Consider the following 17,655-nt stretch of genomic DNA (forward strand, 5'->3'; position numbering starts at 1 on the left):
GCAGGCACCGCCATGTCGTTGCAGATCCGCCGCGCCACCCTTGCCGACGTCGACGCGCTGTCGGCCATCGCGATTGCCACCTACAACGAAACCTGGGGCGACTCGTATCCGCCGCAGGAGCTGCACGATTTCCTGCAGGCGCACTACAGCAGCGAACCGCAACGCATTGAACTGTCCGATCCACGCAGTGCCATCTGGCTGTTGATGGACGGTGAGTCGGTGGTCGGCTATCTGGCCGCCGGTGCCAACACCCTGCCGCACACGGATGCACGCGACGGCGACATCGAACTGAAGCGGTTCTACATCCTGGCCGCACACCAGAACGGCGGCCATGGTGCACGCCTGATGGACGCGTTCATGGCCTGGCTGGACCAGCCGCAGCGCCGCACCCTGTGGGTGGGCGTGTGGGAAGAGAATTTCGGCGCACAGCGCTTCTATGCGCGTTACGGCTGCAGCAAGGTTGGCGAGTACGACTTCATCGTCGGCGACACCCACGACCGCGAGTTCATCCTGCGGCGGCCGTGATCACGCGCTCCATGTAGAGTCGAGCCATGCTCGACTGCACCTGATCCGTAGAGTCGAGCTTGCTCGACTATTGGTAACAAGAGCCAGTCGAGCAAGCTCGACTCTACAACGCCTCAGAAGTCGAACAGCTCCGACAGGAAGCTGTCCTTCTTCTTTTTCTTGTATCCGTGGCCCCGATTGTCCTCGTAGCGCTGGCCCAAGTGGCGGGTATCACGGTGCATCACCGGCGGCGGAGAGGATGCCGGATGCTGCTGCACAGGCGCGGGCGGCGGCACGGCCGCACCGGCACCGGCACGCTCGATGATCTTGTCCAGTTCACCACGATCCAGCCACACGCCCCGGCAGCCGGGGCAATAGTCGATCTCGATGCCATGGCGTTCGGCCATCTGCAGGGTCTGGGTCTTGCACACGGGGCACAGCATCGGCATTGCTCCTGTCGGTCCTGCATCGACTGTACCTGTGCGGTGATGACTGTGCGGCAACGCATGACCGATGGCACAGGGACTTCCGACGCGTGCCGATGCGGCGGCAGTCGCACACACTGGGCCCCTGTTCCGCAGGGAGTGCGTACATGACCGCGTTGTCCCGCCTGCCCACCGCCGCGCGCCTGCTGCTGGTCCTGCTGGGCGTTGGCCTGGGCCTGAATCTGCGCGATATCGCTGCGGCCGCAGGGACTCCGATTCCCGCCCTGCCCATACCCTACGGCGGCAGCCTGCTGGACAACGCGCTGGCGGTGCTGGTGGCACTACTGCTGGCCACGCTGCTGCGGCCCCGTGGCATGGGCCTGCTGGGCAGCCTCGGGCTGCGCGGGAATGGTTGGGGCGGCCCGATGTGGGTGTTGCTGGCCAGCCTGCCGTGCTGGCTGGGCCTGGCGATGCTCGGCACCCCGAACACCGCGCTGACCGCGCTGGACGCCACGATGCTGGCCGTGCTGTTCCCACTGGCCGAGGAAGTGCTGTTCCGCGGCCTGGGCTTTGTGCTGCTGGTGAAGATCGTGCGTGGTCCGTGGCCGCTGCTCGCGCTGCCGCAGGCGCTGCTGTTCGGCATGGTGCACTGGCTGGGCTTCGGTGGGTTCGACGGTGGCGGCATCGCGCTGTTCGTCGGCGCGGTGATCGCCCTCGGCGGCTTCATCTTCGCCTGGCTCGACCACCTCGACGGTGACACCCTGTGGTGCGGCCTGGTCCTGCACGTTTCGATGAACCTGGCCTGGAATGTGTTCAGCCTTGATGACGCCGTCGCGCTCGGCTGGCAGGCCACCAGCCTGCGCATCGGCACCGCCCTGCTCGCGGTCGCAATCCTGGCCTGGTACGTGCGCCGCCAACGGCGCGGACAGCTGTAACGCCCACTTAGCTTGCCGTGCACGCCGGGCTCACTACCGGCTTGCGCATACTTGCGCGCCTTTCGCTCCCCCTGTTGTCCGGAGTTGCCGCGTCATGTTGCTGTCCAAGCGCTTTGTGGAACCGCGCGTCCTGCTGATCGAGGACGCCGAGGAAACCCAGGAACTCAGTCGCCTCGCCCTGGAAAGCCAGGCCTGCCAGGTCACCGCTGTCAGCAGCGCCGAGGCCGCACTGGGCCTGCTCAACGCCGGCGAACCGTTCGACCTGCTGTTCACCGACGTCTGCCTGGGCGGCATCAGCGGCATCGAAACCGCCAACCGCGTGCGTGAGCACCTGCCACAGCTGCCGATCCTGGTCACCTCCGGCATGGACCAGCACCGCGTGCTGCCGCAGCTGCGCGCCGGCATCCACTTCCTGCCCAAGCCGTACAGCATGAGCGAGCTGCTCGACGCCATCCGGCTGTGCTTCCGGCACGCAGCGGATGCCACGTTGATACCGCCGCCGCAGGCCAGCGCGGCCTGAGGCAATCATCCACGCCTGGCGTGGATCTACTGATTCCGTTTCTCTTCGGCATGGATCCGCGTCAACACCACCGGTAGATCCACGCCATGCGTGGATGCAGCCCCCCATCAACCGCCGGTGTACGGCCCTTCACCCGGCATCACCTCCAGCAGTGCGCGAGTGATCACCCGCGGGTAGACCGTGAGATGGTCCTCGCCGTCAATCACCACGTTGTCCACCTTCAACTTGCGCCCCGTGCGCTTCAGCTGGGCAGTGAAGTCCGCGGTCTGCCTCAGCATGTCGTTGCCGGTGGAATAACGTGGCCCTGGCTTGTCCGTCTCGTAGCTACCCACCGACAGCAGCACGCGCGTAGGTTGCGCAGGGATGACGGCGCCATCCTGCATGCGCGGCAGCAGAAGCTGGTCGAACCACAACGAAGGACTGGACAGGATGTAGGTACTGAACAGGTCCGGCTGGGTGGTCAGCACGTAGGTACCGAACAGCGCGCCATAGGAATGACCGGCGAACACGCGCCGGGCGGGATCGGTGCGATAACGCGCATCGACCATCGGCAGCACCTGTGTCGCCAAGAAATCACGGTAGTGCGCGGCACCGCCGTAGGTGACGTCATCACTGTAATAGCCATCGACCGTGCGCGCCGGATTGCTGGGCGTGTAGTCGCGCGAGCGGCTCTGCTTTGAAGTCAGGCCTTCCTGCGGCGGCAAACCGACCAGGATGAAATTCTCGATGTTGACGCCCTGCTGCCCCACCAGATTGCGCACGCTGCGCACCAGCGGGAAGCTGTACAGCGCATCGGTCACGTACAGCACCGGATAGTGCTTTTCCGGATGCGCCGCATAGTCGGCCGGCAGCGCCACCCAGATCGGATAGTCGCGGCCCACGGGGTCATGTATGCGCAACGCTTCCGTATCCGGCAGCACCACGCCTGGCGCAGCGGCTGCCGCGCTCTCCTTCACTTCACTCTGCGTTGCCGGTGGTGCCACCGACATCGCACAGCCACTCACGGCCAGGCAGGCCGCCACACTCCATCCACGCACACGCTGCATCCACGCTCTCCCGTTGCGGGCGGCGCCCCCAGGTGGCGCCGCTACCGCATCCTCACACGTCGTGCGGTGCAGTGCCACGCCGGATCAGGGCGAGGCCGGCGGCGGTGCCGGGAACAGCGTGCGCAGCGCCTGCAAGGCGGCTGGGTGATAGATCGTAGCGTGGGTTTCCTCCGGCAGCGGCAGGTACTTCACCAGCGGCGACGGCGACGCCTGCTGCAGCAGCGTGGCCAACTGCGCGGCGGACGCAGCCAGCTCCGGCTGCCCACTGCTGGCCAGGAATACGCGCGGCTGCGCACGCGTCACCGCCGGCAACTGCTTGGCCGCAGCGGCCAACATCGTGCCCCGGTTCCACCACAGGCTGGGGTCCAGCGCGATGTAGCTGTTGAACAGTGTCGGCTCCTGCAGCAACGTCTCGACCACGAACAAGCCGGCCAGCGATTCACCGATCAGCGCGCGCTCGTCGGTGGTCGGGTAGCGTTGGCGCACCTGCGGCATCAGTTCATCGCGCAGGAAGCTGCGGTAGGCCGCTGAACCGCCGATGCGGGGTGCGATCTTCTGGTCCTGCGGGTCGCTGCTGGGGCCCGTCATGTCGCGGCGGCGTTCGGTGTTCTCGATACCTACCAGCAGGAACGGACGCATGCTGCCGTTGCCGCTCAGCACCTGCACCAGCCCGGCCACATGCAGGAAGTCCTCGCCGATGCCGCCATCGGCCATGTACAGCACCGGCAATGGTGCCTTCGGGTCCAGACCCCAGGGTTGCGGGCGGTAGACATTGATGCGGCGGGTTTCGCCCAGCGCCTTCGATTCAAGGGTGAAGGTCTCGCCGATGACCAGCGGGGTTGCGGCGGCGGCCTGTGCGGACGGCGTCGGCTCGGCGGCCATCAACGGCGCGGCGGAGGCAGCGGACAACAACAGCGACAGCACGATCAAGCGCATGGAGCGGCCCATCCTGGGAAAGTGCCGAGCATAACGCCAAGGCCAAGGCGTCGGCCGATTCGGCAAGCCTGCACGTATGCTACGGCGCTGCGCGATGCTTGAACTGTATCGGGAAATGACTGCAATCGCGTTTGCTAGCATTCGTCGTTTCCTACGAGGAGTTGGGACATGGGGGGCTTCAGCATTTGGCACTGGATCATTCTTCTGGCGGTCGTCCTGATCCCGGTCGGCATCGCAGCCGTCATCGCAGCGATTGTTCTCAGGCGAAAGTAGATCCACGCCATGCGTGGATGCGCATTCTGGGGATGCCTCAAGCGCATCCGCGATGGCACGCGCGAAGCGTGCCGCCGTTGGCATGCTGACCGTGGCGGAAATGCTGCACGCCGCTGAGCGCTGCCGGTCGATGGCCACGCCCGACTGCCATCTGGATGAAGGGGGGGCGATGGGTTGTTCTTCGCCTGCCGCAGGCTGGCGGAATGGGTGTGCCGGGATATCCGGCCGGCGTACCCGCCGTTGTACCCAGAACCGGTCCATACTTGGGACGGGCTGGTCGCCAGTCCCTTCGAAACCTACAAGGAGGTTTGCATGTTGAGTGCCGTGCTCATCGCCGCGCTGGCCGCCAGCCCGGCCGCGCCCGTACCGTATGCCGATTGCCTGCTCGGCAACATCCAGCCCGGGCTGTCTGATCGTGCCGTGCAACTGGTGCAGGAGGCCTGTGCTGCAAAGCATCCGGAGAGCTTCGCCGCAGCAATGGAACTGGAACGCAGAACCAGTCTGCAGCGGCTCACCTATTTCGAGGCGGCAAGAGCGGAGGCGGCACGTTCTGCGAATGCGGCAGCAACGGCCGCACAGGAGGCTGCCGACGCGGCGGCGGCTAAAGCGAAGAATGCGCGGACGAAGTAGTTGACCTGGACGAGCGCCACAAAAGAGGCACCGCATTGCGGTGCCTTTCTGAATGACCTGGGTCATTGGATGCAATGGTGGGCCGTGAAGGATTCGAACCTTCGACCAAAAGATTAAATGAAAGCTGGCGCTTCCTTTGAAAACAACCGGTTGCGCCGCTCTATTTTTCCGCCCATCGAGCGTGGAACCATTGCAGGTCCTAAGCTCACTCGACAATTTTTCCGGCGTCTCAAGCGATATGCACGGGATCCACGACCAAGACTCCACCGTTTGACGCCGGTTGCCGAGCCGTTGGCGAACTGGTGTGCCGCGACGTACAACCATCGTGAGCGTGCGGTCGGGAACGGCAATGAGAAAGGCGCCCAGGCGCCTCCTCACAATCCAGCGGCAAATCAGGAGCGCTGCACGTTGGAATCCAGCCACGCCTGCACGCCCTGCAACTCGGCCCCGATCTTCGCATTGAAGGTTCGCTCCACATCCCACGCAACGCCCCTCCCTTGGGCAAAGGCCGCGCGATACTTCTTGATCATGTTGCCCGGGTCGTTAGCCAGTTCCTGCATGAGCTGGGGCACACCCCAGACCGTCAGCTCGAAAGGTTCGCCGAACGCCTTCTGCAGAATATCCGGAAGGTCACCGTAGCGGACGGTGTCGCCTGCCAGATACACGATCTCGTTGCGGATAGTAGGTGTGTGGAACACGATGCGCGCTGTCATTGCGCCGATATCATCCGGCGTGGTCAAGGTGACAGCGTTGCTCGCCGAGCCCAGGGCGTTCACTTTATGCCCAATCAGGTCGACCACGCCGAAGTCGGGCTCGAAGAGATAGCTGGTGAACATCCCAGTGGAGATGATCACCCAATCCATCGCAGTCTGCGAACGCAGATACTCTCGCACGTCCAGCTGGGCGTCGAACAGATCCTGGGGGCCACCGCGCCCAATGGCATCGAAATCGACACCAAACTGCCAAGGGAAGTAGCGGGGAATACCAGACTTCACCGCCGCACGCGCAACCTTCATTGGCGTATCGCGACCTGCGGCATAGCCGGTGCATCCAATCACTGTGTCGAACTGCGCGAAGGTAGCCGCCAACGCTTCTACTGATTCAGTTACCAGATCGCCAGCAACGATATTCACCCCCAAGGCGCGGATTTCATCGACCACCCGCTGCTTCTCCGGCAGTTCTGAGTCGATCGACGTCGCCCGTAGCATCACACTGATCCGTGTGCCTGGATGACTTACGGCCAAACGTGCAAGGTTCCGGATGACAGGCATTCCAAGCTCGCCTGCGCCGAGCACCAGGATCGACCGAGAGGGGGTAGTGCTGATATGAGATGACATGGAAATCGCCTTGTGTGTGTACGATGGCGGCGATTCTGCTCGCCTAATGGCCCACACGTAAGAAGGCACATCGATGATACCGACCGCACCGTTCATGAGTCCGGAAGAACTCCTAAGGCACTCTCAAGCCATATGTGACGGGATGAGCGAGGACGAAGATGGACTGCGCCGGGAGGTTTTAGCGCACGCCGGTAGCCGATGGTCCCTGGGTATCATCCATGCGCTTGGCGTGTATGGAACGCTGCGTCATGCCGAGGTCGCGCGACGGATGAAGGGAATCACCCAGCGCATGCTTACGCGCACCCTCCGGCAATTGGAACGTGACGGGTTGATCAGCCGGCAGGATTTCCACGAAGTACCGCCACATGTGGAGTACAGCATCACAGCGCTGGGCAAGGACCTTCTTGTACTGATGATTCCCATGTGGACATGGGTAGTGGCTCATGCGGAGGAATTCCGCCAATGTCGGCAGAATTTTGATTCTTCAGACGGGAAATGAAGATATAGGCAAGCAGCGGCGCAGGCAGGTAGCTTCACCCACTGGGGGGGATGCTCCAGCGCGTCATCACCGAGGTATCCGCGTCGGCCACATCCGAGGCCAAGCGTTTGGCCTTGTGGGCCACAACATCGGGGCGTCACCGAAGGCGGCCGCAAGACCGCATGTGGTCACGTCACCGAAGAGATGCGACAGCGATACGACCACGAACTGCCGGTGGTTCAACCGCCTCATAAGCTGCACGTGCTCGAGCGTGGAACCACTTAGTTTTTCCGGAAATATGAAAAAGGCGCCGCAAGGGCGCCTAAGTCGTTGATGCAATTGGTGGGCCGTGAAGGATTCGAACCTTCGACCAAAAGATTAAAAGTCTTCTGCTCTACCGACTGAGCTAACGGCCCATTGCACTGCCCCAGCCTTTCGGCGGGGTGGGCATTCTACCCTACTTTGCCGGGCCGGGTGAAACCCTGGTGCATGAGGTTGCCGGCCAGCGGCCGGCACTACCCGATCCGGTGAGCCCGCTTAAACCTTCCGGGCCTCCGTCGCATCCCATCTGTGATCCTTCCCCGGAGCTACGGATGCGCCTGCCCTTCTGCCTCATTGCCGCCCTGCTGGTGCCCTGCGCAGCACTGGCCGCCCCGCCCCAGGTCGTCACTGATGATATCGGCCGCTTCTGGGCTACCTATGACGCCGTGCGCACCGAGCCCGACGTTGAACGCCAGGTCGCACTGGTGCAGGAGCGCTACATCGATCCGGGCAGCCCCGGCCTGCATGCGCTGATGCAGGTGCGCAACTACACCGCCCGCGAATACGCCACGGCCATGCGTACGTGGCCGCGCTTCTGGACGTCGGTACGGCCATTGACCGCCAACGCGCAGCAGGCCAGCTCCACCCTGGAACGGGACCTGGCTGCGTTCCGGGAGCTTTACCCCGCCCTGCGCCCCGCCAACATCACCTATGCGGTCGGTGTTCTGCGTACCGGCGGCACGACGCTGGGTGACAAGGTGCTGATCGGCGCGGAGATGGCGCTGGGCGATGAGCGCGTGGACGTGAGCGAGTTGCCGGAGCCGATGCGCAGCCGCCTGCGGATCTTCTACGACAGCCGTCCGGCGGCGAACAACGCGCAGAACAACCTGCACGAGTACGTGCATACCCAGCAGCGCGAGACCACCGGCAGCCTGGCCCAGTATGCAGTGCGCGAGGGTGTGGCCGAGTATGTGGCGGAGCGCATCAGTGGGCGCCGGCCGGTGTTGCCGCTGTACACCTACGGGCCAACGCACGAAGCGGAAATCCGCACGCGCTTCATTGCTGAGATGGATGGTGATGACCTGGACAACTGGCTCTACAACAGCGCCCGCAATCCGTTCGGGGTGAGTGATGTGGGGTACTACGCCGGGTATCGCATCGCGCAGGGGTACATGCGGCAGCAGGCCGATGAGAAGGCGGCGATCGCGCGGATGATCGAACTGGACTATGCCGATCCGGAGGCGGTACGGGCGTTTATTGACGCGTCGGGGTGGTTGCAGGCCCGGTAGGCCAAGGAGTGCGAACCAACGGTTCGCACCCACCGAGAGAGTGATTGCGCGGTCAGGCGTACAGCGTCGGGTCGGCTACGCCGGCCTCGGTGAAGCCCTGCGCGCGCAGGCGGCAGGCATCGCAGTGGCCGCAGGCGGCGCCGTTGGCGTCGGCGTTGTAGCAGGACACGGTCAGGCCGAAGTCCACGCCCAGGCGCACGCCTTCGCTGACGATCTGGCCCTTGCTGAGGAACTGCAGCGGTGCGTGCACCTTGATGCCCGCGCCTTCCACGCCCGACTTGGTGGCCAGGTTGGCCAGCGCCTGGAACGCGGCCACGAACTCGGGACGGCAGTCCGGGTAGCCGGAGTAGTCCACGGCGTTGACGCCGCAGAAGATGTCGTTGGCGCCGAGCACTTCGGCCCAGCCCAACGCCAGCGACAGCATGATGGTGTTGCGCGCCGGCACGTAGGTGACCGGAATGCCGGCACCGCCGGCCTCGGGCACGTCGATGTCGTCGGTCAGCGCCGAGCCGCCGATGCTGCGCAGGTCCACGTCCACGGTCTTGTGCGCGATAACGCCCTGGGCCTTGGCCACGCGGGCGGCGGCATCCAGTTCGGAAGTATGGCGCTGGCCGTAGCGCACGCTCAGGGCATGCACGGCGAAGCCCTGTTCCTGGGCCATGGCGATGACGGCGGCTGAATCCATGCCGCCGGAGAGAAGCACGACTGCCTTCTTCATGGGTAAAACATCCGGTTGGGAGGGGAAAGCCAGCACGCTGTCCCGCGCCGGAGCTACATCAGGGAACGCTGCCTGGGCTCATCGGCCCGGCTCGTCGTTCCACAGGATTTTATGCAACTGCATCTGGAAGCGCACCGGCAGCCGGTCCTCGACGATCCAGTCGGCCAGCTGGCGCGCGGTGATCTCACCCTTGCTCGGCGAGAAGAACACGGTGCAACGCTTCACCAGATCGTGCTCGGCCAACAGGGACTTGGCCCAGTCGTAATCCTCGCGGCTGCAGATGACGAACTTGATCTGGTCGCGGGCGGTCAGCAACGGCAGGTTGTCCCAGCGGTTGCGCGCCACTTCGGCCGAACCCGGGGTCTTGATGTCGACCACGCGCGATACCCGGGAGTCCACGGCGCTGACGTCCAGCGCACCGGAGGTTTCCAGCGAGACATCCATGCCGGCGTCGCACAGCTTCTGCAGCAGTACCAGGCAGCGCTTCTGTGCCAGCGGCTCGCCACCGGTCACGCAGACGTGGCGCACGCCCTGGGCCAGCACCTCGGCCACGATGTCGTCGATGTCCCACCAGGTGCCGCCATGGAAGGCATAGGCGGTGTCGCAGTACTGGCAACGCAGCGGGCAGCCGGTCAGGCGCACGAACACGGTCGGCCAGCCGGCGGTATCGGCTTCGCCCTGCAGCGAGGTGAAGATTTCGGTGATCTTCAGGCGTGGCAGCGGCGACTGCACGATCTCGCTGGGCGTGGCGGCGGCGCTGGATGGGGTAACGGCGGTCATGGCGGGGACTTCTTGGTGGGACACGTGGCGGGTGGGCTACCGTGGCCGGTAACGAAAGCAGCCGAGCATGGCTCGGCTCTACAACTGCAGCCGGTCGGGTGTGGCCCAGCCGGTAATGCAAGCCGCCGGGCATGGCCCGGCTCTACCGGATCCGGGCGGGTTTGCCGGTCCGGAAACGAAAGCAGCCGAGCGTGGGCTCGGCTCTACAGGACACGTATTGTACGCCCGGTCAGCGGATCAGCGAATCTGCTTGCCGAGGCGGATCGACTGCAGGCGGTCCTGCGCGGTGCGCGCGGCGTCCGAGCCAGGGTACTGCGCCACGACGGTCTCCAGCGTCTGCTGGGCCTGGTCGACCTTGCCCTCGCCATACTGCGAGAGGCCGACCTTGAGCAGGCCGCCAGCGGCCTTGTCGTGGGTCGGATAGCGCGAGAGCAGTTCACGGAACTGGGTCTCCGCCATCGGGAAATTGCGGGTGGCGTAGTAGCTCTCGCCCAGCCAGTACAGCGCGTTCGGCGCGTAGACGCCGTTCGGGTACAGCTGCAGGAAGCTCAGGAACAGCTGCGCCGAATCATCGTACTTGCCGGCCTTCAGCGAATCGAAGGCGACGTTGTAGGAGGTGCGCTCGTCGCCGGTGGCGGCAAGGCTGCCGGCATCACCATGGACGGAAGGCGGCCGCTCGGAAGTGGCCGCCGCTGCGGGTTTTGCCTGGGCCGGGGCGGCCTTCGGCGCGCTCGCCGGAACGGGCGGCAGGGCCGGGGCGGCATTGCCCCCTTCCAACCGGTTCAGGCGGCTGTCCAGATCCAGGTACTGGTCCTGGGCGGACTGCTTGAGCTGGGCGTTGTCGTGCTGCAACTGCTCGATCGAGGCCTGCAGGCTGGTGACCTGCTGCCGCAGCTGATTGATCTGGTTCAACAGGTCCTGGTTGGCACTGTTGTTGTACATCTGCTGCTCGATCGCGCCAACGCGGTCGGCCAGGCTCTGTCGCTGTGCATGCGCCGGTGCGGCAGCCACGAGGGCTGCCGCAACGACCAGCATCAGTTTGATGCCAATACGCATGGATTACTGCGCGGTGTAGACGATTTCGACGCGACGGTTCTGCGACCAGCAGGACTCGTTCGACTCGGTGCAGACCGGACGCTCTTCACCGTAGGACACGACGGTCAGCTGCGAAGCCGAGCCACCGTTGGCCTGCAGGGCCGAGTTGACGCCGTTGCCACGACGCTCGCCCAGGGCCTGGTTGTACGCGCGCGAACCGCGCTCGTCGGTGTGGCCCTGCAGGGTGATGCGCGAGGACGGACGGTCACGCAGGTACTTGGCGTGGCACGCCATGATGGCCTGGAATTCCGGCTTCACGTCTTCCTTGTCCAGGTCGAAGTAGACAACGCGCTGGCGCAGGCAAGCGTCGGTGTCCAGGTCGCCCGGGCCGTACAGGCCGGAGGTCGACGGAGCGGTCGGGGTGGTGGTCGAGGTGCCGGTGTCAACCGGGGCTGCCGGCTCTTCCTTCACCTTCTTCGAGCAACCGGCCAGGACGGCCACAGACAGCAGGGAAACAAGCAGAACGCGGGTGGACTTGTTCATGGCGATACCTTTGTGGCTCCTAGGCCGATGAGGGGTTCAAGACAGCGAAAATATTAACACTCTTTTAGCGCTGGGTACGGTATGGGGACCATGCCGGTTCGCGCACATCTCCGTCAGCCAGAACCAACCGCTGGCGCACGCGCGCATCGGCAGAAACGGCGTACAGCACACCACGGCCACCCTCGCGGGCGGCGTACAACACCATGCTTGCGTTGGGCGCAAAGCTCGGAGATTCATCCAGCGAACCCGGGGACAGCGTGCTCCAGCGGGGCGAACCCAGCGAGCTGTCCATCATCGCGATCTTGTAGCTGTTGCCCGAGCCCTGGGCGACGGCGATCTTCTTGCCATCGTAGGACACCGAGGGCTTGGCATTGTAGTTGCCCTGGAAGGTCACGCGCTCGGCGCTGCCGCCGCCCGCACCGACCTTGTAGACCTGCGGACGGCCGCCGCGGTCGGAGGTGAAGTACACCGCGCTGCCGTCCGGTGCCCAGGTCGGCTCGGTATCGATGGCGAAGTGGTTGGTCAGCTGGGTCAGCTGCTTGCTGCCCAGATCCATCACGTAGATTTCCGGGTTACCCGAACGCGACAGGGTCAGGGCCAGCTTGCGGCCGTCCGGCGAGAACGCCGGGGCGCTGTTGATGCCGCGGAAGCTGGTGACCAGCTCACGCGCACCGGTGCCGATGTTCTGGATGTAGATGGCCGAATTGCCACGCTCGAAGCTGACGTAGGCCAGCTTGCTGCCATCCGGGCTCCACGACGGCGACAGCAGCGGCTCGGCCGAACGCACGATGGTCTGCGGGTTGTAGCCATCGGAGTCGGCCACCATCAGCGCGTAGCGCATGGCGTCGCCCTTGCCGCTGGCGGTCACGTAGGCGATGCGGGTCCAGAAGGCGCCACGGACACCGGTGATCTTCTCGTAGATGGCGTCGGCCATCTGGTGGGCGACGTCACGCATGGCGTTGCCACGGGCGGTCATCGCCAGGCCCAGCAGGCGCTCGCCCTTCGGTACGTCGAACAGTTCGTACTCGACACGGTAGGCGCCGGCACCAGCGTCGAGCACGCGGCCGACCACGATGTAGTTCTGCTTCAGCGCGCGCCAGGTGGCGAACTGGATGTCGCCGCCCCGCACGGGCTTTTCGACGATCTGTGCTTCCGGCAGCGTGCGGAACTGGCCCGAACGCTCGAGGTCGGCGCGGACCACCCCGGCGACGTCGGTCTGCGGTGCAGCCGCCGAACCCTGGTAGGGCATCGGCACGATGGTGATCGGCAGCGCGGAGGCATTGCCGCCGATAATGTCGATATCCAGCCCCTTCTGCTGCGCGACGGCAGCAAAGGGCAGCAACAGGGCCGCAAACACGGCAAGCCAGCGAGGCATCTTTTTCATGGAGCGCTCAATAGGGGGAAACCGGAACGAGGGATAACAAAGCGGGAGTGAACCGCTTCGCAATCATGAACCAAGGGTACGTGAATTCCGGGTCAGTTCCAGCCCGTCCTCTCACGCACCGTTAACGTCGTGGCTAACATCGCACCGCCTGCCCCGGCCACACCGCCCCGCAGGGTGGTATTCCACAGCAGCCCCCAGCCTGCCCGGTCGAAACCGGGCCCGCCAGAGGCAGGCGCGACATCCGTGGGCGCAGGTGGCCCGATGGCCACCCAGCCCTGCCCGCCTCAGCGATCCTGAGCGGTAAAGGTGAAGTTGAGCGTGCGTGCGAACACAGACTCGAAGCCGCGGTAGGGCAGCGGCTGCGCGTTGAGCACGGCGGCCTCGATCGAACGCTTGCCGGCCTCGTCGTACGGGCAGTTCGGGCTGACCTTGGCCTGCATCACCGTGCCCCCCGGAATCTGGGTGATGGTGATCTGGCAACGCTGGCCGAGCGGCACCGTATCCGGGCGCACCCACTGCGACAGCACCTTGGCCTGGATCGCGGCCGCGTACTTGGCCGAAAGATCATCGCTGTTGCCACCGCCACCGGCGGCCGGCTGGGAGGCACCGCTGGAACCGGCAGCGGCACTGCCGGCAGCATTACGCGCGGCTGCCACCTGGCGCAGCTTCTGCTCGGCCAGCTTGGCTTCCTTCTCGGCCTGCTCGCGGCGGGCACGGATCTCGGCGATCTTCTTCTGCTTCTCGGCCTCGGCCTTGTCAGCCGCCACGCGCTCCTGCTCGGCCTGCTTCTTTTTTTCGTCCGCTTCCTGCTGCTTGGCCAGGCGCAGCTTCTGCTCCGCTTCTTCCTGGCGCTTGCGTTCGGTCAGGTCGATCTGCTCCTGCCGACGCTTGGCTTCCTGTTCCTGCTTGGCCTTCTCCTGCGAGATGGCCAGCGCGCTCACCGCTTCCTGGTCCTTGGTGTCCGGCTGCGCGACACGCTCCTGCGCCTGTTGCTGCTGCGGCGTGGGGGCGTCCTGCGGGCGCGGCTCGGGAATCGGCTGCGGCGGCGGGATGGTGTCTTCCGGCACCGGGATCGGCTCGGCCACCGGCGGCGGCAGGTCTTCCAGCTTTTCCGACTGGCGCAGGGCCTGGCGTGCAGCGGAGGCCTCGGACGCGGACAGCGCCAGGCTGGCCTCGACCGAGGGATCGCCGGCGGCGGCATCGGTGTTGCGCTCGGGCGACCAGAACCAGGCCACGATGAACACCAGCGCGACCAGCAGGTGCACCAGCAACGCCAGCGCCAGGGGCAGGCCCCAGCCGGGTTCGCGCTGATGCGGGGGTGGCAGGGCGTCAGCGTGCATCGGTGGCCAGGCCTACCTTGTCTACCTTGGCGCGCTTGATCACATCCATCGCAGCAATGACCTTTTCATAGGCCACGGCGCGGTCGGCGGCGACGATCACGCGCACGCCCTTGTCCTGGGCGGCGATGCCGGCCAGACGGCCTTCCAGTTCCTCGGCCGACACGGCGGTCGGGTCCTTGGCGTCGGGCAGCTTCAGGCTGAGCTGGCCGTCCTGGCGCACCGAGACGATCACCGGATCCTGCTTGCTCTCCAGCGCCTTGGCGTTGGACTGCGGCAGGTCGACGTCGAAGCTCAGGGTGAGCAGCGGTGCGGTGACCATGAAGATGATCAGCAGCACCAGCATGACGTCGATGTAGGGAACGACGTTGATTTCCGATTTCAGCTTGCGGCGCTTGCGGCGACCGATGGCAGCGGACATGGCTTGGACTCCCGGGTCAGGCGCTTACTCGTCGCCAGCGCTCTGGCGCTGCAGGATGGAGCTGAACTCTTCGGCGAAGGTCTCGAACCGCACCGACATGCGCTCCACGCGCGTGGTGAAGCGGTTGTAGGCCCACACCGCCGGGATCGCCACGAACAGGCCGATGGCGGTGGCGAACAGTGCCTCGGAGATGCCCGGCGCGACGGCGGCGATGCCGGCCTGCGCACCGCTGCTGATCATGTCGTGCATGGTCACCATGATGCCGAACACGGTACCGACCAGGCCCACGTAAGGCGCGGTCGAGCCGATGTTGGCCAGCAGTTCCAGGTTGCGCTCAAGCTGGTCCACTTCGCGGGTGTAGGTGGTGCGCATGGCACGCTGTGCGCCTTCCAGCTGGGCACGACCGTCCAGGCGGCGCTTGTCGCGCAGGCGGGTGTACTCGCGGAAGCCGGCTTCGAAGATGGCTTCCAGGCCGCCGACATTGCGGCTGCGGTCGGTGGCCGAGCTGTACAGCTTGCCCAGGTCCGCACCGGACCAGAAGCGGTTCTCGAACTCGTCGGCTTCGCGGGTGGCCTGCTTGAACACGCGGGCCTTGCGGAAAATGATCACCCAGCTGACGAACGAGCCGACCAGCAGCAGCAGCACGATGATCTTCACCGGCAGGCTGGCCTTGGCCATCAGTTCGAGGTAGTTGATGCCGCCGCCAGTGGTGGCCTGGGCAAGGGTCTGTGTCGCGGCATTGCTGACGTCGGCCGGCAGTGCCTCGGTGACCGTGGCCTGCAGGGCCAGGAGCGTTGCGATCATCCGTTGTTCCTCAGTGTTCGGATTCGGGGTGGAGGTGGGGTTGCAGCACGGCAAGGACGGCCTCGTCCATGCCACGCGGGCGGAAACTGGCCGCTTCCAGTGCGGCGATGCGGACCTGCGCCGACAGCAGCAGCTCGCCGTCGCGCAGGATCTGCTGGTCGAAGACCATGCTGGCCTTCTTCAGCTGGACCAGGCGGGCACTCACCTGCAGGGTGTCATCCAGCCGTGCCGGCTTGATGAAATCCATCTGCATCGAGCGCACCGCGAAGACCATCCCGTGCTCGGCGCGCATGCGCTCCTGGCCGTAGCCCAGCGCACGCATCCATTCGGTCCGGGCCCGTTCCATGAAGGCCACGTAGCGGGCGTGGTAGACCACGCCACCTGCGTCGGTATCTTCCCAGTAAATGCGTGTCGGCCAACTGAATCGGGGCTCAACCGACATCGGGAACCTCCGCGAACAGGTCCTGCGGCGGGTTCTTCGGCTTCAGGCCCATGTGCCGGTAGGCCTTGTGGGTGGCCATGCGGCCACGCGCGGTGCGCACCAGGAAGCCCTGCTGGATCAGGTACGGCTCGACCACGTCTTCCAGCGTGCCACGCTCTTCAGACAGCGCCGCCGCCAGCGATTCGATGCCGACCGGACCGCCGTCGAAGTAGTCGACCATGGTCTTGAGCAGGCGCCGGTCAAGCTCGTCGAAGCCCTCCGGGTCGACCTTGAGCATCTTCATCGCGGCCTGGGCCACGGCCTCGTCGATGTGGCCGCCGGCCTTCACCTGCGCATAGTCGCGCACGCGGCGCAGCAGGCGGTTGGCGATACGCGGGGTGCCACGCGCGCGGCGCGCGATCTCCCCTGCCCCATCGGCCGTGCAGTCGATGGCCAGGATGGCTGCCGAGCGGCGCACGATCCGGGTCAGCTCTTCGACGCTGTAGAACTCCAGGCGCTGGACGATGCCGAAGCGGTCGCGCAACGGCGCGGTCAGAAGGCCAGCACGGGTGGTGGCACCGATCAGGGTGAACGGCGGCAGGTCGATCTTGATCGAGCGGGCGGCGGGGCCCTCGCCGATCATGATGTCGATCTGGAAATCTTCCATCGCCGGGTACAGCACTTCCTCCACCACCGGCGACAGGCGATGGATCTCGTCGATGAACAGCACATCGTGCGGCTGCAGGTTGGTCAGCAGCGCGGCGAGGTCGCCGGCCTTCTCGATCACCGGGCCGGAGGTGACCCGCAGGGCCACGCCCAGTTCGTTGGCGATGACATGGCTGAGGGTGGTCTTGCCCAGGCCGGGCGGTCCGAAGATCAGCACGTGGTCGAGCGCGTCGCCGCGCCCCTTGGCCGCCTGGATGTAGATCTCCATCTGCTCGCGCACCGGCACCTGGCCAAGGTAGTCGGCAAGGCGCTTGGGGCGGATGCTGGCGTCGGCGGCGTCATCCTCGCGGGTGGCGCCGGCGCCGATGATGCGGTCGTCGGTCATGTGCTGATTATGCGGCAAAAGCGCGGGTTTCGGCCGGGCTGCGCCCGGCACCCGCAGAGGCAACGGCAACGGCAGCATCCAGAGCAACAGCCGAAGCGGGCTTCCTGGGGAATGGCGGGGTGGGTCCGCTTGCGGGGGACGCTGCAAGTACGTCCATGTAAGCTCGGTCGCCGCATCCATGCGGCTCACGCCCCCGCAAGCGGACCCACCCCGCCTTCGACAGTTTCCTGCGATCTGTCGGAACGGCGTTCTGCTTTGGTGGGTGCCGACCGTTGGTCGGCACGGGGTCGGATCTGGTAGGTGTCGACCTTGGTCGACACGGTATATCCACGCCATGCGCGGATGGACCTGAGAAGTCGAGTGGTCTCCGCAAGTGGAGCCCCCTTGTTGTTCAAGGGGGCGCGCCGACAGGCGGGGGGTTAAGGTGGAATGCGCGGAACGCCGGCGCCCAAGGCGCCTGCGTTTCAAGGGGGCGCGCCGACAGGCGCGGGGATAAGGTGGAATGCGCGCGGGACCCACGGTTTGCG

General features: G+C 65.5%; 20 protein-coding genes and 1 tRNA gene. 6 read left to right on the forward strand and 15 right to left on the reverse strand.

The annotated features are described in order from the left end of the window. The first annotated feature begins 12 nt into the window (after nucleotides 1–12). On the forward strand, nucleotides 13–525 hold the full coding sequence (locus N7573_RS11965; RefSeq protein WP_279912000.1) for a GNAT family N-acetyltransferase: 513 nt from the start codon (nucleotides 13–15) through the stop codon (nucleotides 523–525). Between the two features lie 113 nt (nucleotides 526–638). Here N7573_RS11965 and N7573_RS11970 read toward each other — a convergent pair whose 3' ends face one another. Further along, a complete protein-coding gene (locus tag N7573_RS11970) occupies nucleotides 639–947 on the reverse strand; it encodes a zf-TFIIB domain-containing protein (RefSeq protein WP_132810656.1) in 309 nt (102 codons plus the stop codon). 149 nt (nucleotides 948–1,096) lie between these two features. Here N7573_RS11970 and N7573_RS11975 point away from each other — a divergent pair, with 149 nt between their 5' ends. Both N7573_RS11975 and N7573_RS11980 read left to right on the forward strand, forming a co-directional pair. Continuing rightward, a complete protein-coding gene (locus N7573_RS11975; RefSeq protein ID WP_279913549.1) occupies nucleotides 1,097–1,864 on the forward strand; it encodes a CPBP family glutamic-type intramembrane protease in 768 nt (255 codons plus the stop codon). 94 nt (nucleotides 1,865–1,958) lie between these two features. Beyond that, a complete protein-coding gene (locus tag N7573_RS11980; protein WP_049400506.1) occupies nucleotides 1,959–2,384 on the forward strand; it encodes a response regulator in 426 nt (141 codons plus the stop codon). A 107-nt stretch (nucleotides 2,385–2,491) separates the two neighbouring features. On the opposite strand, the gene N7573_RS11985 is transcribed toward N7573_RS11980, so the two are convergent. Then, nucleotides 2,492–3,430, reverse strand: coding sequence for an alpha/beta hydrolase-fold protein (locus N7573_RS11985; RefSeq protein ID WP_279913551.1), 939 nt, complete (start codon nucleotides 3,428–3,430; stop codon nucleotides 2,492–2,494). A gap of 84 nt (nucleotides 3,431–3,514) precedes the next feature. Continuing rightward, a complete protein-coding gene (locus N7573_RS11990) occupies nucleotides 3,515–4,366 on the reverse strand; it encodes an alpha/beta hydrolase-fold protein (RefSeq protein WP_279913553.1) in 852 nt (283 codons plus the stop codon). Between the two features lie 585 nt (nucleotides 4,367–4,951). Between N7573_RS11990 and N7573_RS11995 the strand changes: the two genes are divergently transcribed. Then, nucleotides 4,952–5,269: a hypothetical protein gene (locus tag N7573_RS11995; protein ID WP_049463266.1), complete on the forward strand. Its 318-nt coding sequence runs from the start codon at nucleotides 4,952–4,954 to the stop codon at nucleotides 5,267–5,269. Between the two features lie 392 nt (nucleotides 5,270–5,661). On the opposite strand, the gene N7573_RS12000 is transcribed toward N7573_RS11995, so the two are convergent. Continuing rightward, nucleotides 5,662–6,606, reverse strand: coding sequence for an aromatic alcohol reductase (locus N7573_RS12000; protein ID WP_049463256.1), 945 nt, complete (start codon nucleotides 6,604–6,606; stop codon nucleotides 5,662–5,664). Nucleotides 6,607–6,748: 142 nt separating this feature from the next. Here N7573_RS12000 and N7573_RS12005 point away from each other — a divergent pair, with 142 nt between their 5' ends. Beyond that, nucleotides 6,749–7,105: a helix-turn-helix domain-containing protein gene (locus N7573_RS12005; RefSeq protein WP_227416532.1), complete on the forward strand. Its 357-nt coding sequence runs from the start codon at nucleotides 6,749–6,751 to the stop codon at nucleotides 7,103–7,105. A gap of 319 nt (nucleotides 7,106–7,424) precedes the next feature. On the opposite strand, the gene N7573_RS12010 is transcribed toward N7573_RS12005, so the two are convergent. Continuing rightward, nucleotides 7,425–7,500, reverse strand: a tRNA-Lys gene (locus N7573_RS12010). A gap of 177 nt (nucleotides 7,501–7,677) precedes the next feature. On the opposite strand from N7573_RS12010, the gene N7573_RS12015 reads away from it, so the two are divergent. After that, complete coding sequence (locus tag N7573_RS12015) at nucleotides 7,678–8,634, forward strand: DUF2268 domain-containing putative Zn-dependent protease (protein WP_279913555.1); 957 nt, start codon at nucleotides 7,678–7,680, stop codon at nucleotides 8,632–8,634. A gap of 52 nt (nucleotides 8,635–8,686) precedes the next feature. Here N7573_RS12015 and queC read toward each other — a convergent pair whose 3' ends face one another. From queC to ruvB, 10 genes are all read right to left on the reverse strand, one after another. After that, a complete protein-coding gene (gene queC, locus N7573_RS12020; RefSeq protein ID WP_049422913.1) occupies nucleotides 8,687–9,352 on the reverse strand; it encodes a 7-cyano-7-deazaguanine synthase QueC in 666 nt (221 codons plus the stop codon). Nucleotides 9,353–9,430: 78 nt separating this feature from the next. Next, nucleotides 9,431–10,132 carry a 7-carboxy-7-deazaguanine synthase QueE gene (gene queE, locus N7573_RS12025; protein WP_049422912.1) on the reverse strand — a complete coding sequence of 234 codons (702 nt, stop codon included), beginning with the start codon at nucleotides 10,130–10,132 and terminating at the stop codon, nucleotides 9,431–9,433. Nucleotides 10,133–10,369: 237 nt separating this feature from the next. Next, nucleotides 10,370–11,188, reverse strand: a complete 819-nt coding sequence (ybgF, locus tag N7573_RS12030) for a tol-pal system protein YbgF (protein WP_279943164.1) — start codon at nucleotides 11,186–11,188, stop codon at nucleotides 10,370–10,372. A 3-nt stretch (nucleotides 11,189–11,191) separates the two neighbouring features. After that, nucleotides 11,192–11,710, reverse strand: coding sequence for a peptidoglycan-associated lipoprotein Pal (gene pal, locus N7573_RS12035; protein ID WP_032128527.1), 519 nt, complete (start codon nucleotides 11,708–11,710; stop codon nucleotides 11,192–11,194). 64 nt (nucleotides 11,711–11,774) lie between these two features. Continuing rightward, on the reverse strand, nucleotides 11,775–13,094 hold the full coding sequence (gene tolB, locus N7573_RS12040; protein WP_032128528.1) for a Tol-Pal system beta propeller repeat protein TolB: 1,320 nt from the start codon (nucleotides 13,092–13,094) through the stop codon (nucleotides 11,775–11,777). A gap of 284 nt (nucleotides 13,095–13,378) precedes the next feature. Then, entirely contained in the window at nucleotides 13,379–14,434 is a 1,056-nt protein-coding gene (gene tolA / locus N7573_RS12045; RefSeq protein WP_005410750.1) for a cell envelope integrity protein TolA, read from the reverse strand. Then, on the reverse strand, nucleotides 14,424–14,852 hold the full coding sequence (gene tolR, locus N7573_RS12050) for a protein TolR (protein WP_049400778.1): 429 nt from the start codon (nucleotides 14,850–14,852) through the stop codon (nucleotides 14,424–14,426). The genes tolA and tolR overlap by 11 nt, the downstream gene beginning before the upstream one ends. Nucleotides 14,853–14,876: 24 nt before the next feature. Next, nucleotides 14,877–15,656 carry a protein TolQ gene (gene tolQ, locus N7573_RS12055; protein ID WP_006438802.1) on the reverse strand — a complete coding sequence of 260 codons (780 nt, stop codon included), beginning with the start codon at nucleotides 15,654–15,656 and terminating at the stop codon, nucleotides 14,877–14,879. Between the two features lie 10 nt (nucleotides 15,657–15,666). Beyond that, a complete protein-coding gene (gene ybgC / locus N7573_RS12060) occupies nucleotides 15,667–16,098 on the reverse strand; it encodes a tol-pal system-associated acyl-CoA thioesterase (protein WP_071229045.1) in 432 nt (143 codons plus the stop codon). Then, nucleotides 16,088–17,128, reverse strand: a complete 1,041-nt coding sequence (gene ruvB / locus N7573_RS12065; protein WP_010481595.1) for a Holliday junction branch migration DNA helicase RuvB — start codon at nucleotides 17,126–17,128, stop codon at nucleotides 16,088–16,090. Before ruvB ends, ybgC begins: the two co-directional genes overlap by 11 nt. Between the last annotated feature and the right edge of the window lie 527 nt (nucleotides 17,129–17,655).

The sequence above is a fragment of the Stenotrophomonas sp. GD04054 genome (assembly GCF_029836955.1).
In the GTDB taxonomy this organism is placed as follows: Bacteria; Pseudomonadota; Gammaproteobacteria; order Xanthomonadales; family Xanthomonadaceae; genus Stenotrophomonas; species Stenotrophomonas maltophilia_A.

What these genes read in the sequence shown, in the direction of transcription:
- N7573_RS11980 (WP_049400506.1), top strand. Translation starts at nt 1,959, where the DNA reads ATGTTGCTGTCCAAGCGCTTTGTGGAACCGCGCGTCCTGCTGATCGAG.
- N7573_RS11970 (WP_132810656.1), bottom strand. Translation starts at nt 947, where the DNA reads ATGCTGTGCCCCGTGTGCAAGACCCAGACCCTGCAGATGGCCGAACGC.
- ybgF (WP_279943164.1), bottom strand. Translation starts at nt 11,188, where the DNA reads ATGCGTATTGGCATCAAACTGATGCTGGTCGTTGCGGCAGCCCTCGTG.
- N7573_RS11965 (WP_279912000.1), top strand. Translation starts at nt 13, where the DNA reads ATGTCGTTGCAGATCCGCCGCGCCACCCTTGCCGACGTCGACGCGCTG.
- N7573_RS11990 (WP_279913553.1), bottom strand. Translation starts at nt 4,366, where the DNA reads ATGCGCTTGATCGTGCTGTCGCTGTTGTTGTCCGCTGCCTCCGCCGCG.
- tolB (WP_032128528.1), bottom strand. Translation starts at nt 13,094, where the DNA reads ATGAAAAAGATGCCTCGCTGGCTTGCCGTGTTTGCGGCCCTGTTGCTG.
- queE (WP_049422912.1), bottom strand. Translation starts at nt 10,132, where the DNA reads ATGACCGCCGTTACCCCATCCAGCGCCGCCGCCACGCCCAGCGAGATC.
- ruvB (WP_010481595.1), bottom strand. Translation starts at nt 17,128, where the DNA reads ATGACCGACGACCGCATCATCGGCGCCGGCGCCACCCGCGAGGATGAC.
- tolA (WP_005410750.1), bottom strand. Translation starts at nt 14,434, where the DNA reads ATGCACGCTGACGCCCTGCCACCCCCGCATCAGCGCGAACCCGGCTGG.
- N7573_RS11995 (WP_049463266.1), top strand. Translation starts at nt 4,952, where the DNA reads ATGTTGAGTGCCGTGCTCATCGCCGCGCTGGCCGCCAGCCCGGCCGCG.
- N7573_RS11985 (WP_279913551.1), bottom strand. Translation starts at nt 3,430, where the DNA reads ATGCAGCGTGTGCGTGGATGGAGTGTGGCGGCCTGCCTGGCCGTGAGT.
- N7573_RS11975 (WP_279913549.1), top strand. Translation starts at nt 1,097, where the DNA reads ATGACCGCGTTGTCCCGCCTGCCCACCGCCGCGCGCCTGCTGCTGGTC.
- tolR (WP_049400778.1), bottom strand. Translation starts at nt 14,852, where the DNA reads ATGTCCGCTGCCATCGGTCGCCGCAAGCGCCGCAAGCTGAAATCGGAA.
- tolQ (WP_006438802.1), bottom strand. Translation starts at nt 15,656, where the DNA reads ATGATCGCAACGCTCCTGGCCCTGCAGGCCACGGTCACCGAGGCACTG.
- N7573_RS12005 (WP_227416532.1), top strand. Translation starts at nt 6,749, where the DNA reads ATGAGCGAGGACGAAGATGGACTGCGCCGGGAGGTTTTAGCGCACGCC.
- N7573_RS12000 (WP_049463256.1), bottom strand. Translation starts at nt 6,606, where the DNA reads ATGTCATCTCATATCAGCACTACCCCCTCTCGGTCGATCCTGGTGCTC.
- ybgC (WP_071229045.1), bottom strand. Translation starts at nt 16,098, where the DNA reads ATGTCGGTTGAGCCCCGATTCAGTTGGCCGACACGCATTTACTGGGAA.
- pal (WP_032128527.1), bottom strand. Translation starts at nt 11,710, where the DNA reads ATGAACAAGTCCACCCGCGTTCTGCTTGTTTCCCTGCTGTCTGTGGCC.
- N7573_RS12015 (WP_279913555.1), top strand. Translation starts at nt 7,678, where the DNA reads ATGCGCCTGCCCTTCTGCCTCATTGCCGCCCTGCTGGTGCCCTGCGCA.
- queC (WP_049422913.1), bottom strand. Translation starts at nt 9,352, where the DNA reads ATGAAGAAGGCAGTCGTGCTTCTCTCCGGCGGCATGGATTCAGCCGCC.